This is a genomic window from Pseudomonas sp. 57B-090624 (assembly GCF_003234055.1).
Classification (GTDB): Bacteria; Pseudomonadota; Gammaproteobacteria; order Pseudomonadales; family Pseudomonadaceae; genus Metapseudomonas; species Metapseudomonas tohonis.
On record NZ_QKRU01000051.1, the window covers coordinates 1 to 15005 of the forward strand.

13 protein-coding genes and 1 riboswitch are annotated in these 15005 nt (G+C 70.1%); of the genes, 10 read left to right on the forward strand and 3 right to left on the reverse strand.

Annotated features, from left to right (window positions below):
• A partial coding sequence (locus DMX10_RS22090; RefSeq protein WP_158545619.1) for an alcohol dehydrogenase catalytic domain-containing protein occupies positions 1–362 on the reverse strand: 362 nt, incomplete at its 3' end.
• A 3-nt stretch (positions 363–365) separates the two neighbouring features.
• Positions 366–809: a PaaI family thioesterase gene (locus tag DMX10_RS22095; protein ID WP_111263092.1), complete on the reverse strand. Its 444-nt coding sequence runs from the start codon at positions 807–809 to the stop codon at positions 366–368.
• A gap of 237 nt (positions 810–1046) precedes the next feature.
• Positions 1047–1251, forward strand: a riboswitch (cobalamin riboswitch).
• Positions 1252–1358: 107 nt separating this feature from the next.
• On the opposite strand from DMX10_RS22095, the gene DMX10_RS22100 reads away from it, so the two are divergent.
• The 10 genes from DMX10_RS22100 (at position 1359) to DMX10_RS22145 (ending at position 14486) form a co-directional block, all read left to right on the forward strand.
• Positions 1359–3497, forward strand: a complete 2139-nt coding sequence (locus DMX10_RS22100) for a TonB-dependent siderophore receptor (RefSeq protein WP_111263093.1) — start codon at positions 1359–1361, stop codon at positions 3495–3497.
• A 22-nt stretch (positions 3498–3519) separates the two neighbouring features.
• Positions 3520–4293, forward strand: coding sequence for an ABC transporter ATP-binding protein (locus tag DMX10_RS22105; RefSeq protein ID WP_111263094.1), 774 nt, complete (start codon positions 3520–3522; stop codon positions 4291–4293).
• Positions 4290–5255, forward strand: a complete 966-nt coding sequence (locus DMX10_RS22110) for an ABC transporter substrate-binding protein (protein WP_111263095.1) — start codon at positions 4290–4292, stop codon at positions 5253–5255. Before DMX10_RS22105 ends, DMX10_RS22110 begins: the two co-directional genes overlap by 4 nt.
• Entirely contained in the window at positions 5252–6274 is a 1023-nt protein-coding gene (locus DMX10_RS22115) for an iron ABC transporter permease (protein WP_111263096.1), read from the forward strand. Before DMX10_RS22110 ends, DMX10_RS22115 begins: the two co-directional genes overlap by 4 nt.
• A gap of 442 nt (positions 6275–6716) precedes the next feature.
• The gene (locus tag DMX10_RS22120) at positions 6717–7148 is read left to right on the forward strand and encodes a carboxymuconolactone decarboxylase family protein (protein ID WP_111263097.1); all 432 of its coding nucleotides are present in this window, start codon (positions 6717–6719) and stop codon (positions 7146–7148) included.
• Complete coding sequence (gene sigJ, locus DMX10_RS22125; RefSeq protein WP_111263098.1) at positions 7148–8026, forward strand: RNA polymerase sigma factor SigJ; 879 nt, start codon at positions 7148–7150, stop codon at positions 8024–8026. Before DMX10_RS22120 ends, sigJ begins: the two co-directional genes overlap by 1 nt.
• 189 nt (positions 8027–8215) lie before the next feature.
• Positions 8216–9871, forward strand: a complete 1656-nt coding sequence (locus DMX10_RS22130; protein WP_111263099.1) for a VRR-NUC domain-containing protein — start codon at positions 8216–8218, stop codon at positions 9869–9871.
• Positions 9841–12129, forward strand: coding sequence for an ATP-dependent DNA helicase (locus tag DMX10_RS22135; RefSeq protein ID WP_111263100.1), 2289 nt, complete (start codon positions 9841–9843; stop codon positions 12127–12129). The genes DMX10_RS22130 and DMX10_RS22135 overlap by 31 nt, the downstream gene beginning before the upstream one ends.
• Before the next feature lie 188 nt (positions 12130–12317).
• Positions 12318–13739, forward strand: a complete 1422-nt coding sequence (locus DMX10_RS22140) for a bifunctional diguanylate cyclase/phosphodiesterase (protein ID WP_111263101.1) — start codon at positions 12318–12320, stop codon at positions 13737–13739.
• 108 nt (positions 13740–13847) lie between these two features.
• Positions 13848–14486, forward strand: coding sequence for a cell wall hydrolase (locus DMX10_RS22145; protein WP_111263102.1), 639 nt, complete (start codon positions 13848–13850; stop codon positions 14484–14486).
• 7 nt (positions 14487–14493) lie between these two features.
• Here DMX10_RS22145 and DMX10_RS22150 read toward each other — a convergent pair whose 3' ends face one another.
• Entirely contained in the window at positions 14494–14988 is a 495-nt protein-coding gene (locus DMX10_RS22150; RefSeq protein WP_111263103.1) for a DinB family protein, read from the reverse strand.
• Positions 14989–15005 lie beyond the last annotated feature (17 nt).

The following is a 15005-nucleotide window of genomic DNA, read 5'->3' on the forward strand; positions in this document are numbered from 1 at the left end:
CCCCAGTGCCCGCCCGCCGGCACGCCATAGGCCGCATGCCGGGCGACGCCCGTGCAGGCCGTACTGCGCCCGGCCAGGCATTGGCGGCAGGTGCCGCAGGCGATCTTCCAGGGCACCGAGACCAGGTCGCCGCGCTTGACCGTGCCCACCTGCGCGCCCACGTCCAGCACCTCGGCCACGCATTCGTGGCCCAGGGCGAAGGGCGGCTTGAACGGTGTCAGCCCGGCGATCAGGCGCCGGTCGAGGTCGCAGGAGGCCGAGGCGATGGGCCGCACCAGCGCCGCCAGCGGCGAATCCAGCACCGGTGACGGCGCCTCCTCCCAGGCCAGGCGCCCCGCGCCCTTGACGATGAGTTCGCGCATGGCTCAGTCCCTCACGCTGAAGGTGGTGGTGGCGCGGGCACAGAGCGTGCCGGCGGCATCGCGGATATGGGCATCGCAGAACGCCAGGCTGCGGGTGCGCTCCACCACCCAGCCCTCCACGCTGTACACCTCGCCGGCCTTGAGCGGGCGCAGGTACTTCACGCCCAGGTCCACCGTCGAATACCGCGTATCGCCGGGCAGCGTGGTGAACAGCGCCAGGCCCGCGGCACCGTCCAGGCAGGTGGCGGCGAAACCGCCGTGTACGGTGTTCGCCGGGTTGAGGTGACGTACATCCGGCCGCGCCTCGATGAAGATACGCCCGGGCTCGACGCCCACCGCCTTCATCGCCATGGTCTCGCCGATGGAGGGCGCGGGCAGCTTGCCGTCGATCACCGCCTGGAGGATCTGCAGGCCGGAAGGGATGGATCTGTTCGGGGTATCGGTCATCTCGAGGCTCCTGGCTCTGCCGGGGTCGGCGAGCGGTTTCGGGGGGATGGCGGGCGGCCCTGCGAGGGAATCGCCCTGCAGCCCGTGGACGGACGATACGTGAGCGCAGAATCTCAAATCAACATTGTTGACATGACAAGAAGGAAGGCATTCCGGCAACGTCGCTACGGCTCTGGGAAGGGGGATTGCGCCATCCCGCGCACGATTTCAACGTTGACGCCCGAGCGCGCGGATGGTCATATGCGCGCCGTTCCAGGTGTCCCACGCCGTCGTGCGTGGGGTTAAACGGGAAGCCGGTGCGTCCATCAGGACCAGTCCGGCGCTGCCCCCGCAACGGTAAGCGAGCGCTGCATCCGATACGCCACTGTGCCCATGGCATGGGAAGGCGGATGCGACGTGATCCTCGCAAGCCCGGAGACCGGCCTGGAGCATCGATAGGCAAACCCGCGGTGGGCGGGCACGGGCCGGTTTCTCGCACGGGTGCACGCGCCCGCGCGCGCCTTTGCATTCCCTCCGGGCTCCATTCATTCCTGACGTGATAGGAACGACATGACCCGTACCTTCAGCTCCAACGCTCCGGCGAGCGCCGCCCTCGGCCTGCTCGCGCTGTCCATTTCCCTCGCCCTGCACGCCGAAGACGGCACCCTGGCGCTACCGGCCACCGCCGTCACCGACCAGGCGGACGACACGACCATCCGCCTCGACACGCCCGTGCCCGCCGGCTCGCGCCTGGGCCTCTCCGCCCTGGAAACCCCGGCCAGCACCAGCGCCATCAGCGGCGACGAAGTGCGCGCACGCAACAACGCCACCGTGCAGGACGCCGTGACCCGCAGCCCCGGCATCACCCACATCGGCACCCCCGGCAACGGCGGCACCGCCCTCTCGGCCCGGGGCTTCACCGGCCACGCCTCGGTGATGCAGCTGTACGACGGCACGCGCTTCTACACCGGCATGGGCACCACCACCTTCCCCACCGACCCGTGGATGGTCGAACGCATCGACGTGATCCGTGGCCCGGCCTCGGTGCTCTACGGCGAAGGCGCCACGGGCGCGGTGATCAACGTGGTGCCGAAGAAGCCCTTCGACGGCGAGATCCGCAACCGCCTGCGCCTGGGCTACGGCTCCGACGACCGCCAGCAGATGGCCCTGGACAGCGGCGGCTCGCTCACCGACACCCTCAGCTACCGCCTCAACCTCAACCGCGAAACCAGCCACGGCTGGATCGACCGGGGCGACTCGAAGAACCTCGGCCTCAGCGCCGCCCTGCGCTGGCAGGCCAGCGACGACCTGGCCTTCACCCTGGCCCATGACCAGGGCGACCTCACGCCGATGAACTACTTCGGCACGCCGCTGATCGACGGCCACCTACGCGACAGCCTGAAGGAGAAGAACTACAACCTGCACAACGCCGAGCAGCACTACAACGACCAGTGGACCCGGCTCGTCACCGACTGGACGCCCGGCGAAGGCTTCAGCGCCAGCAACCAGCTCTACCACATCAAGAGCCGCCGCTACTGGCGCAACGCCGAGGCCTACACCTGGGACGCCGGCCGGGGCCAGCTGGAGCGCGCCGAGAACCTGCGCATCAAGCACGAGCAGGAGCAGATCGGCGACCGCCAGACCTTCACCTTCGACCACTCGTTGTTCGGCCTCGACAGCCGCACCCTGGTCGGCGGCGAGTTCAACCGCATCCGCTTCGACCTGCTGAACAACTCGCCCTACACCGACATCGGCGGCGACTACGTCGACCCCTGGAACCCCGCGCCCGGCTACTACCAGAGCGCCTCGGCCTACCGCCCGCACTCGCGCAGCGAAACCCGCACCGCCGCGCTGTTCGCCGAGAACCGCACCCAGCTCGGCGAGCGCTGGTCCGTGGTCACCGGCCTGCGCCGCGACCAGAACCACGTCGACCGCACCGACCTGCGTGCCAACAGCCGCAGCGACCGCAGCATCCAGGGCGGCAACTGGCGCGCCGGCCTGGTGTTCGCCGCCACCCCGCAGCTGTCCTTCTATGGCCAGTACTCCACCAGCGAGGACGGCGTCAGCAACCTCATCACCCTCAGCCCCACCCAGCAACAGATGGACCTGACCGAGTCGAAGCAGACCGAGTTCGGCCTCAAGCAACAGTTCTGGGACGGGCGCGGCGAATGGACCCTGGCCGCCTACCACATCGTCAAGAAGAAGCTGCTCTCTCGTGAATCGGTGACCCGCCCCACCCAGCAGATCGGCCAGCAGTCTTCCGACGGCCTGGAGGCGACCCTGGAACTGGCCCTGGAGCAGGGCTGGCACGTCTCGGCCAACGCCTCGCTGCTGCGCGCCGAATACGACGACTTCAACGAATCCGTCGGCGGCCAGCTCGTCTCCCGGTCCGGCAACCGCCCCACCGACGTGCCACGGCGCACCGCCAACCTCTGGGTCAGCAAGGCACTCGGCCATGACCTGGACGCCGGCATCGGCGCGCGCTACGTCGATGCCCGCTATGCCGACGCCGCCAACACCGTGAAGGTGCCCGGCTACACCGTGCTCGACGCCAACCTCGGCTGGCAGGTGCTGCCGGACACGCGCCTGGGGCTGGAGCTGAACAACCTGCTCGACCGCCGCTACGCCGTCACCCAGCAGAACGGCGGCCAGCAATGGCTGCTGGGCCAGCCCCGTTCCTTCTTCGTCACCGCCGACTACAGCTTCTGATCCGGCGAAAGGAGTGCCCGGCATGCCCTCACTGAACATCAGCGACCTCGCCTGGGCACCCGACGCTCGCCCCCGTTGGCTTCTGCAGGGCATCGACCTGCAGGTGCGCGAGGGCGAGTTCGTCGGCCTCATCGGCCCCAACGGCAGCGGCAAGACCAGCCTGCTGCGCTGCGCCTACCGCGCCGAGCGCCCGGCCGCCGGCTGGGTGGCGCTGGATGGCGAGGACCTCTGGCGACGCACCCCGCGCTGGAGCGCGCAACGCATCGCCGTGGTGCTGCAGGAATTCCCCCAGGACTTCGGCCTCGCCGTGGCCGAGGTGGTCGCCATGGGCCGTTCGCCGCACAAGGGCCTGTTCGATGGCGACGATGCCGAAGACGCCGCGTTGGTCGCCGAGGCGCTGGCCACCGTGGGCATGGGCGGCTTCCACGCGCACCCCTTCGCCCGCCTCTCCGGCGGCGAGAAGCAGCGCGTGCTGCTGGCCCGCGCCCTGGTCCAGCGCCCCGGCCTGCTGCTGCTCGACGAGCCCACCAACCACCTCGACCCGCGCTACCAGCTGGAGCTGCTGCACCAGCTGCGGCGCCTGCGCCTGAGCACCCTGGCCAGCTTCCACGACCTCAACCTGGCGGCGGCCTTCTGCGACCGCCTCTACGTCCTCGACCAAGGCCGCGTGGTGGCCAGCGGGACGCCCACCGACGTGCTCACCGCCGAGCTGCTGCAACAGGTGTTCGGCGTGCACGCGCTGGTGGACCGCCACCCCCTCGCCGACCACCCGCGCATCACCTGGATCAGCCCATGAAGCCTTCATCGATCGCCCTGCTCGCCCTGCTCCTGGCCCCCCTCGCCCAGGCCACCGACTACCCGCTGCGCGTCACCAGCTGCGACCGCCAGGTGGTGTTCGAGCGCGCGCCGCAGCGGGCGGTGAGCCAGGACATCAACCTCACCGGCATGATGGTCGCCCTCGGCCTGCAATCGCGCATGGTCGGCTACAGCGGCATCAGCGGCTGGAAGACCCCGGACGCCCGGCTGATGGCCGCCCTGGGCGACCTGCCGGAGCTGGCGCGCAAATACCCCTCCATCGAAACGCTGCTCAACGTCGATGCCGACTTCTTCTTCGCCGGCTGGAACTACGGCATGCGCGTGGGCGGCGAGGTCACCCCGGCCACCCTCGCGCCCCTGGGCATCCCGGTGTACGAGCTGAGCGAATCCTGTGCCCACGTGATGCCGCGCGAGGCGGCGAGCCTGGAAGACCTCTACCGCGACCTCGACAACCTCGGCCGCATCTTCGACGTCGAGGCCCGCGCCAACGCCCTGGTCGCCGCCCTGCGCACGCGCCAGGCCGAGGTGGCCAGGCGCCTGGCCAACGGTGGCGAGGCGCCCCGGGTGTTCCTCTACGACAGCGGCGAGGACCGCCCCTTCACCTCTGGCCGCCTGGGCATGCCCCAAGCGATCATCACCGCCGCCGGCGGCCACAACCTGATGGACGACCTCGCCGCCAGCTGGACCCAGGTCAACTGGGAAACCGTGGTCGAGCGCGACCCGCAGGTGATCCTGATCGTCGACTACGGCGAACGCAGCTGGCAGCAGAAGCGCGACTTCCTCCTCGCCCACCCGGCCCTGCAATCGGTCGAGGCGATCCGCGAGCAGCGCTTCCTGGTCCTGCCCTACCTCGCCGTCACCCCCTCGGTGGAGAACATCGAGGCCATCGAGACCCTGGCCGCCGGCCTGCACCCCGAACGCTTCGCCGGGAAGGCGCCATGAGCCCGGTGCGCACGCCCGGCGCCTACCGCCTGCTGCTGCTCGGCCTCGTCGTGGCGCTGGTGCTCTCCTGCATCGCCGCCCTGGGCTTCGGCCCGGCCGCGGTGCCCCAGGCACATGTCTGGGGCATCCTCGCCGAGCGCCTGGGCATGAGCGCTGCGGGCGACTGGAGCCGGGGCCAGGAACACATCGTCTGGCTGATCCGCGCACCCCGGGTGCTGCTCGGGGCGCTGGTCGGTGCCGGCCTGGCCCTGGTGGGTGGCGCACTGCAGGCGGCCACGCGCAATCCGCTGGCCGACCCGCACCTGCTCGGGGTCAGCTCCGGCGCGGCCCTGGGCGCGGTGCTGGTGCTGCTCTACCTGGGCGAATTCATCGGTGTGCTCAGCCTGCCCCTGGCCGCCTTCGTCGGCGCACTGGGCAGCATGCTACTGGTGCTGGCCATCGCCAGCCGCCACGGCCGCCTGGAAAGCGATCGCCTGCTGCTGGCGGGTGTCGCCGTGTCCTTCCTGTGCATGGCGCTGGTCAACCTGCTGCTGTTCCTCGGCGACCACCATGCCGCCAGCTCGGTGGTGTTCTGGATGCTCGGCGGGCTCGGTGCCGCACGCTGGGAGCTGCTCTGGCCGCCGGCACTGTGCCTGGTGCTGGGCCTGGTCGCCCTGCTCGCCCAGGCCCGGGGGCTGAACGCCCTGATGGCCGGCGAGCAGACCGCCATCAGCCTGGGCTTCAGCGCCCGCCGGGTACGCCTGCAGGTGTTCCTCTGCGCCTCGCTGCTCACCGGCGTGCTGGTGGCCCTGAGCGGCGCCATCGGCTTCGTCGGCCTGATGCTGCCGCACCTGGCGCGCCGCCTGGTGGGCGCCGAACACCGTCGCCTGCTGCCGGTGGCCGCCCTGCTCGGCGCGCTGTTCCTGGTCTGGGTCGACGTCGCCGCCCGCACCCTGGTCGCCCCCGAGGACCTGCCCATCGGCATCGCCACCGCCGCCATCGGCGGGCTGTTCTTCGTGGGCCTGCTGCGCCGGCGTTGAAGGGACGTCATCAGCCCCGCCGATGACTCCGCCCGATGGGTTTCGCTCCGCTCTACCCATCCTACGAGGTGCCGCCTGGCGTACCGAAAAGCTGAGGCGCACCTCGTCCCTGTAGGGGCGTTGTCGGCTGCTCCAGCGTTCTTCGCCCAGCACCTCACCACGTGGTGCGCACGGACCTTCCTAGGATGGGTCGGGCGGCGTTCCGCGAGCGAAGCGAAACCCATGCGGTAGAGGTGGCAGAAGTCCATAGATGCCCGGAAACCACCGTACTTGAGGATTTGCTTTAAACCCCAATAACCAACGCAGACAGAACCCATCCATTCGCCCGCAGGGCTGTCCCCCCTCCCCCGCAAAAATTATTTTCCCCACCACGTCACAACCCCACAGGCTGATCCGTCGAGTCATCAAAGGGGCCACTCCGGCCCCCTGACGGAGACGAAGAATGAGCGATACCCGCGCCGTGCGTTACGAACAGGAAATCCCCCAGGTGCTGGCCGTGCTGGGCAGCGTCCATGCCGAGCTGGACAAGCTCGGCCTGCCCCGCGCCCTGGTGCATCTGGTCCACCTGCGTGCCTCGCAACTCAACGGCTGCGCCTTCTGCGTGCGCATGCACACCCGCGAGGCCCGCGAAGGCGGCGAGACCAGCGAGCGCCTGGACCGCCTGGTGGTGTGGCGCCATTCGGGGGATTTCAGCGCCGCCGAGAAGGCCGCCCTGGCCTGGACCGAGGCGCTGACCCGCATCGACGACGAGCGCGACTACGCCGCCCTGCGCCAGGCATTGCGCGAACGCTTCGACGAAACGCAGATCAGCGCATTGACCACCCAGGTGGCGATGATCAACCTGTGGAACCGTATCCAGGTGTCGAAGCATTGATGCAGACCCGAGCCCACCTCGAACTCTTCCAGCAGCACCGCCCGCGCCTGCTCGGCCTCGCCTATCGCATCCTCGGCTCGCGCGCCGACGCCGAGGATGCGTTGCAGGACTGCTGGCTGAAGTGGCAGGAGGCCGATCTTGCCGGCCTCGACAACCCGGCCGCCTGGCTGACCACCCTGTGCACACGCCGCTGCATCGACCTGCTGCGCTCGGCCCGGCGCACGCGGGTGGACTACGTCGGTTCCTGGCTGCCGGAGCCCATCCACGGCCTGGCGGAAGACGGCCCCGACGAGGGCATGGTCCTGGCCGCCTCGCTGCAGACCGCCTTCCTGCTGGTGCTGGAGCGCCTGTCGCCGAAGGAACGTGCCGCCTACCTGCTGCACGACATCTTCGAGCGTCCCTATGCCGAGGTGGCCGGCATCCTCGCCGTGCAGGAGTCCGCCTGCCGCAAGCTGGTGTCACGGGCGCGCACCAATGTCGAGGACGCGCGGGTGCGCCACGTCACCCCGGTGGAACGCCAGGAACAGTTGCTGGCGGCCTTTCGCGATGCCATCGAGGGCGGCAACAGCAGCGCCCTGGCCGGCCTGCTGGGCGCCGAGGTGGAGCTGCGCGCCGATGGCGGCGGCAAGGTGCCCACCCTCCGCGAGACCCTGCATGGACGCGAGGCGGTGCTGGGCTTCATCGAGCAGTCCCTGCGCCTGTACTGGGGCGAGTACCGATGGCAGGAGACGGAGATCAACGGCAGCCGTGGCGTCATCCTCCGCCACGGCGACGCCATCGCCGCCAGCGTCTCCTTCGGCTACGACGAGAGCGGCGCGTTGCAGCAGATCTTCATCATGCGCAACCCGGACAAGCTGGCGGGGCTGCCTGTGCGCTGAGGCTAAGCCCGGTGGCCTCTGCAGGGGCGACTTCAGTCGCCCAGCGGTGCGCAGCACCGCCCTGCCGGAGGAGGGGCGCGAGCAGAGCTCGCTCCTACAGAGGATGCCCTTCCACTGATCGAAATCCCCTTGGGCGGCAGGGGTCGATAGCTGTATAAATAGCCAGCCATTCGCCCAAGCCGTTCCGCCATGCCCAGCGCCCTCGACGACCCCTTCTACTACCTGAACAACTTCCAGGCCGTGCTCGACTGGATCGGCGCCCGCTATGACGACCTGCTGGACGACGAGGAGCGCGGCTTCATCGCGGCCTTCGCCGGCCTGCCCAAGGCCTCCCGCGCGCTGCTGGTGCGCATGGTGATGCGCAAGGGCACGCTGTTTCGCGAAAGCAAGCTGGATTACGCCGAGATCGGCCCCACCCGCGAAGCCATTGAGCCGCTGGTGGCGCTGGGCTGGGTGGACCCGGCACCGCAGCTGACGCTTGCGCAACTCTTCGCCCTGCTGCGCAAGCCGGAGATCGCCGCCTGCTTTGCCACGCACCTGGGCCGCGCGGCCCTGCGCAAGGCCGACCAGCTCGCCCTGCTGCAACCCCTATACCCCGAGGCGCAGCCCCTGGACGCCTGGTGCCCGGAGCTGGAGGAGCGCGTCCATGCCTTGCAGCTCATGGCCCTGTGCGACCGGCTGCGGCTGATGTTCTTCGGCAACCTGGCCCAGGACTGGTCCGAGTTCGTCCTCGCCGACCTGGGCATCTACCAGTACGAGAAGGTGGAGCTGGACGCCGCCTCGCGTGGCTTCCGCCACCGCGCCGACATCGAGCTGTACCTGCATCTCTACCAGTGCCGCGAGCGCTTCGAAGCCGGCGAGGAGCCCGCCGAGGTGCTGGCGAGCATTCCGCCGGCCAACGACAACCCCTGGCTGCAGGGACGCCGCGCGCGCCTGCTGTTCCAGCTCGGCCAGCATTGCGAGCGCCAGGGTGAACTGGACCTGGCGCTGGAGATCTATGCCGGGTGCAGCGACCCCGGCGCGCGTATCCGCCGCATCCGCGTGCTGGAGAAGCTCGCCGCCTTCGACGACGCCCATCGCCTCGCCCTGGAGCTGGCGGCCGGCGTGCACAGTGACGAGGAGCAGCAGCACCTCACACGCATCCTGCCGCGCCTGCGACGCAGGCTGGGCCTGCCGAAGCAGCCACCGCGCGCGCCCACGCCGGTGACGCGCCTGGACCTGCGGCTGCCCCGGGGCGAAGACTTCGTCTCGGTGGAGCACAGCGTCGCCCGGCACCTGGCGGACGAGCCGGGGCCGGTGCACTACGTCGAGAACACCCTGGTCAACTCGCTGTTCGGCCTGCTCTGCTGGGAGGCGATCTTCCTGCCGGTGCCGGGCGCCTTCTTCCACCCCTTCCACGCCGCCCCGGCGGACCTGCTCGCCGCCGACTTCCAGGCGCGCCGCAGCGAGGCCTTCGCCGCCTGCCTGGCGCAGCTGGACAGCGATGCCTGGCAGGCCACCATCCGCCGCAACCACGCCGCCAAGTACGGCCTGCAGTCGCCCTTCGTCTACTGGGGCGTGCTCGACGAGGCGCTGCTGGAGCAGGCGCTGGCGTGCCTGCCCGCCGCGCACCTGAAGCTGTGGTTCCAGCGCCTGCTGGCCGACATCAAGACCAACCGCGCCGGGCTGCCGGACCTGATCCGCTTCTGGCCCCGGGAACGCCGCTACCAGATGATCGAGGTGAAGGGCCCCGGCGACCGCCTGCAGGACAACCAGCTGCGCTGGCTGGACTTCTGCGCCGAGCACCAGATGCCGGTCACCGTCTGCTACGTGCAATGGGCCGAAACCGAGGCCGCCATCGCGTGAGCTACCAGGTGGCGGTGCGTGCGCTCTGCGAATTCACCGCCAAGTGCGGCGACCTGGACCTGCGCTTCACCCCCGCCCCAACAGCCCTGGAAGGCATGGCCGGCCACGCCCTGGTGGCGGCGCGCCGGGGCGAGGGCTACCAGAGCGAGGTGGCGCTGGCGGGCGAGTTCCGCACCCTCAAGGTGCGCGGCCGCGCCGACGGCTACGACCCCGCGCGCAACCGCCTGGAAGAGGTGAAGACCCATCGCGGCGACCTGGCCCGCCAGCCGGCCAACCACCGCCAGCTGCACTGGGCCCAGGTGCGCGTCTACGGCTGGCTGCTGTGCCAGGAGCGGGGCCTGGACGAGGTGGAACTGGCCCTGGTGTATTTCGATGTCGCCAGCCAGAAGGAAACCCTGTTCACCGAGCGCGCCAGCGCCGCCGAGCTGCGCGCCTTCTTCGAGGCGCAGTGCCTGGCCTTCATCGCCTGGGCCGAGGCGGAGCTGGCCCACCAGGGCGTGCGCAACCTGGCGCTCCAGGCGTTGCGCTTCCCCCACGCGGCGTTCCGCAGCGGCCAGCGGGAACTGGCCGAGGCGGTGTACAAGGCCGCCAGCACCGGCTGCTGCCTGCTGGCCCAGGCCCCCACCGGCATCGGCAAGACCCTGGCCACCCTGTTCCCCCAGCTCAAGGCCCTGGGCGGCGAGCGCCTGGAGCGCATCTTCTTCCTCGCCGCCAAGACACCGGGGCGCCAGTTGGCCCTGCACAGCCTGGCGACCCTGCGCGACAGCGTCGACGAGCTGCCCCTGCGGGTGCTCGAGCTCACCGCCCGCGACAAGGCCTGCGAGCACCCCGGCAGCGCCTGCCACGGCGAGGCCTGCCCCCTGGCGCGGGGCTTCTACGACCGCCTGCCGGCCGCGCGCGCGGCCGCCGCCGAACGCCGCTGGCTGGACCGCGTGGCCCTGCGCGAGGTGGCCCTGGCCCATGACGTCTGCCCCTACTACCTGGGCCAGGAGATGGCGCGCTGGAGCGACCTGGTGGTGGGCGACTACAACTACTACTTCGACCTCGGTGCCCTGCTCTTCGGCCTCACCCAGGCCAACCAGTGGCGCGTCGGCGTGCTGGTGGACGAAGCCCACAACCTGGTGGAGCGGGCCCGCGCCATGTACTCCGCCGAGCTGCGCCAAGGCGCGCTGAAGGCCCTGTGCAAGAGCGTGCCGGCACCGCTGAAGAAGCCCCTGGAGCGGGTGCAGCGCAGCTGGAACGAGCTGAACAAGGCCCAGGTGGTGGATTACCAGGCCTACGACGAGCCGCCGCAGAAGCTGCTCGGCGCCCTGCAGAGCGCAGTCACCGCCATCACCGACCACCTCGCCGAACAGCCCGGCGCACCGCTGGACCCCGAGCTGATGGCGTTCTATTTCGACGCCATGCATTTCGGCCGCATGGCCGAGCTGTTCGACCGCCATTCGCTGTTCGACCTGAGCAAATACCAGGCGGGCAAGAGCAGCCGCTCCACCCTGTGCCTGCGCAACCTGGTGCCGGCGCCCTTCCTCGGCCCGCGCCTGGCCGGCAGCCGCTCCACAGTGCTGTTCTCCGCCACCCTCAACCCGCGCCGCTACTACGCCGACCTGCTGGGGGTGCCGGCCAGCACGCCCTGGCTGGAGGTGCAGTCGCCCTTCGCCGCCGAGCAGTTGCAGGTGCGCGTGGCGCGGCGCCTGTCCACCCGCTACCAGCACCGCATGCAATCCCTGGAACCCATCGTCGAGCGCATGGCCGACCAGTTCCATCAGCGCCCGGGCAACTACCTGGCCTTCTTCAGCAGCTACCAGTACCTGGAGCAGGTGGCGGCGCTGTTCGCCGAACGCCACCCCTTCATCCCCGCCTGGAGCCAGTCGCGGAGCATGGACGAGGGCGCGCGCACGGCCTTTCTCGAACGCTTCGCCGAGGGCGGCCGCGGCATCGGCTTCGCGGTGCTCGGCGGGGCCTTCGGCGAAGGCATCGACCTGCCGGGCGAGCGCCTGATCGGTGCGTTCATCGCCACCCTCGGCCTGCCCCAGGTGAACCCGGTGAACGAGCAGTTGAAGCAGCGCATGGCCGCGATCTTCCAGGCCGGCTACGACTACACCTACCTCTACCCCGGGCTGCAGAAGGTGGTGCAGGCCGCCGGGCGGGTGATCCGCACCCAGGGCGACCGCGGCGTGGTGCACCTGATGGACGACCGCTTCGCCCAACCGGAGATCCGCCGCCTGCTGCCGGCCTGGTGGCAGGTGGAAATGGACTGAACAGGGCTGCCCCCTGCCCCGGCTCGGCCTCGCGCCGCAGCGGGCACAGGCAAAAACGACCTGAATCCCATGGGCCTCCGCCCTGCCGCTGCGCCTGGGAAAACCGCCTTCTATAATCCTTCCCAGCCTGCAGGGATCGCCGCGTGGAACGGACGGCCCGGCTGAACACGGGCGCACGGGAACCCCGAATGAACGCGACAACTCGCTTGTGGAAGCGCCTAAGGCAGCTGTGGCATGCCGCCGACCTGGTGTCGGTGGCCCAGCGCCGCGAGCGCCGCATGCGCCTGCTGGCGAGCAGCGTGATGCTGGTGCTGGGCCTGATCTGGGCGGTGGTCTTCAGCCTGCGCGGGCTCTGGGCCATCGTCGCGATGGATGCGGTGCTGATCACCTCGGGCCTGGCGGTCTTCCACCTCACGGTGTGCAACAAGGCGCGCAGCGCCAACCTCCTGCTCTTCAGCGTGCTGATCGTCACCATCGCCGGCACCGCCATCGTGCTCGACGCGCCCAACGCCGCGGCCCCCCGCGCCACCCACCTCTACCTGCTGCCGCTCACCCTCGCCGCGCTGATGGCCTTCCGCGACGAAGGCCTGTGGCTGCGCTATGGCGTCGCGCTGCTGTGCCTGGTGACCTTCACCTGCCTGGCCTCCAGCAACTGGACACCGCTCCCCGGCCACAACCTGCCGGACGAGGTGCGCACCCCCGGCTCCTGGGCCCAGGCCGGCGCGGCGATGGCGATGTTCTTCGCCCTGCTGCATGTCCTGCAGACCGACGCCGCCGAGCGCTCGGTGCTGGAGCGCGAGCTGCAGGCGGCCCTGCGCGAGCGGCAGTTCGAGCTGCACTACCAGCCGCAGCTCGACGTCGCCGGGCGGGTGATCGGTGCCGAGGTGCTGATCCGCTGGCGCCACCCGCAGCGCGGCCTGCTGCCACCCGGTGAGTTCATCGACCACGCCGAGCGCAGCGGGCTGATCATCCCCATCGGCAAGTGGGTGCTGGAGCAGGCCTGCGCCCAACTGCGCAGCTGGGCGGACGACCCCGTCCACAAGGACCTGTGCCTGGCGGTCAACATCAGCCAGAAGCAGTTCCGCCAGGCCAGCTTCGTGCCCGAGGTGCTGGAGATGCTCAGGCGCCACGGCATGGACGCCAGCCGCCTGGAGCTGGAGCTGACCGAGACCATGCTGGTCCAGGACCTGGAAGACCTGACGCGCAAGATGTCGCAGCTGGTGGAGCACGGCGTGTCCTTCTCGCTCGACGACTTCGGCACCGGCTTCTCGTCCCTCAGTCACCTCAAGCGCCTGCCGCTGGGCAAGCTGAAGATCGACCGCTCCTTCATCTGCGACCTGCTCACCGACGCCAACAGCGAGGCCATCGTCTGCAGCGTCATCGCCCTGGGCCAGAGCATGGGCCTGACGGTGATCGCCGAGGGCGTCGAGACCGAGGCGCAGATGCAGTGCCTGCTGGAGCGAGGCTGCCAGCAGTTCCAGGGCTACCTGCTGAGCAAGCCGCTGCCGCTTGCCGCATTCATGGCCTTCACCCAGCAGAACGTCGAACGCCAGGAACGGGTGATCGGCAACGCCTTCGACGGGGTGGGAGTCGCCGCCACCAGGGAATGATCCAGCGCAGCCGCAGTCTATGCCTCGTGCGGGGCGAGCCAGGTGCATCCCGCTGGCAGCCGCCCGGCCCGGGGCGGTCCCGGAAGCTCGGCGTAGGCGAGGTCGATCATGCGCTGGATATCAGGAATGCTCTGCGTGGCCGCGCTGCTCGTCGGCGGCCCCGCCCACGCCGGGGAAACCCGGGAGAAGGCCCAGGCGGCGGAAGGCAAGGCCCAGGTGCTGGAAGAGAAGGCCGCCGGCCAGGCGCCGGTGCCAGCCGACACCCCGCCGATCACCCGCAGCGAAGCCCGCGCCGTGGACCCGGACGGCGAGGCGCCGCTGGACGACCCCATCACCTGCCTCGCCCGCTCCATCTACTGGGAGGCCAAGGGCGCCCCGGCGCAGGACATGGAGTCGGTGGCCAACGTGGTGATGAACCGTCTCGGCAACGAGCAGTTCCCCAAGACCGTCTGCGCGGTGGTCAAGCAAGGCTCGGAAAGCCGCAGCTGCCAGTTCTCCTGGTGGTGCGATGGTCGCCCCGACGAAGCCGTGGAGGACGACCGCTTCACCCTCGCCCGGGAGATCGCCCGCAAGGCGCTGAACGGCCAGCTGCGGGACCGCACCGACGGCGCGCTGTACTTCCACGACCGCAACGTCTCGCCCTCCTGGGCGAAGACCTTCACCCGCACGGCACAGACCCAGCGCCTGCTGTTCTACAAGCCGCGCCCCGAAGAGCCGTTGGCCGGCGCCCAGGACAGCGCGCCCTAGCACAGCGTCAGGGCGTCTCCCGGCGCGCGGGCTCGGTGGCATGCACGAACACCGTGTAGGTGTCCGCCGGGTGCGCCACGCCGGCCAGGTCCAGGGCGTGGGCGATGTTGCCACGGTGGTAGGTGCCGTGGTTCAGCACGTGGAAGAACATCTCCTCGCGGCTCAGCCGGCCCATGCGCCCATCGGTGAAGCGGAAGCCGATCTCCTGCGCGGCATCGGCAGCGGCCAGCCGGGCGACCGCCTCGGCGTACCACTGGCCGGACGCGAGCAGGCGGCGCCTGAGCGTCGGGTAGTCGGGCACCGCATCGCTGTTGGTGGCCGCGTGGGGCTCGGCCGCCCCGGTCAGGCGCGCGCGGAACAGGTCCTCGACAATCACCATGTGGTTGAGCTGCTGCAGGGTGAAGGCCAGCGACTCGGGAAACCGCGCGGCGTCGATCAGGCCGATGGCCTCCAGGGCGCGGCGGTCCGCCCAGCACTTGTATTGAAAGGCCCTGGCCAGCATGGCGGTTCCTCGTGTTC

Excerpts from the sequence above, each read along its gene's own strand:
- DMX10_RS22115 (WP_111263096.1), top strand. The coding sequence starts at position 5,252 with ATGAGCCCGGTGCGCACGCCCGGCGCCTACCGCCTGCTGCTGCTCGGC.
- DMX10_RS22130 (WP_111263099.1), top strand. The coding sequence starts at position 8,216 with ATGCCCAGCGCCCTCGACGACCCCTTCTACTACCTGAACAACTTCCAG.
- DMX10_RS22150 (WP_111263103.1), bottom strand. The coding sequence starts at position 14,988 with ATGCTGGCCAGGGCCTTTCAATACAAGTGCTGGGCGGACCGCCGCGCC.
- sigJ (WP_111263098.1), top strand. The coding sequence starts at position 7,148 with ATGCAGACCCGAGCCCACCTCGAACTCTTCCAGCAGCACCGCCCGCGC.
- DMX10_RS22135 (WP_111263100.1), top strand. The coding sequence starts at position 9,841 with ATGGGCCGAAACCGAGGCCGCCATCGCGTGAGCTACCAGGTGGCGGTG.
- DMX10_RS22110 (WP_111263095.1), top strand. The coding sequence starts at position 4,290 with ATGAAGCCTTCATCGATCGCCCTGCTCGCCCTGCTCCTGGCCCCCCTC.
- DMX10_RS22120 (WP_111263097.1), top strand. The coding sequence starts at position 6,717 with ATGAGCGATACCCGCGCCGTGCGTTACGAACAGGAAATCCCCCAGGTG.
- DMX10_RS22145 (WP_111263102.1), top strand. The coding sequence starts at position 13,848 with ATGCGCTGGATATCAGGAATGCTCTGCGTGGCCGCGCTGCTCGTCGGC.
- DMX10_RS22105 (WP_111263094.1), top strand. The coding sequence starts at position 3,520 with ATGCCCTCACTGAACATCAGCGACCTCGCCTGGGCACCCGACGCTCGC.
- DMX10_RS22140 (WP_111263101.1), top strand. The coding sequence starts at position 12,318 with ATGAACGCGACAACTCGCTTGTGGAAGCGCCTAAGGCAGCTGTGGCAT.
- DMX10_RS22095 (WP_111263092.1), bottom strand. The coding sequence starts at position 809 with ATGACCGATACCCCGAACAGATCCATCCCTTCCGGCCTGCAGATCCTC.
- DMX10_RS22100 (WP_111263093.1), top strand. The coding sequence starts at position 1,359 with ATGACCCGTACCTTCAGCTCCAACGCTCCGGCGAGCGCCGCCCTCGGC.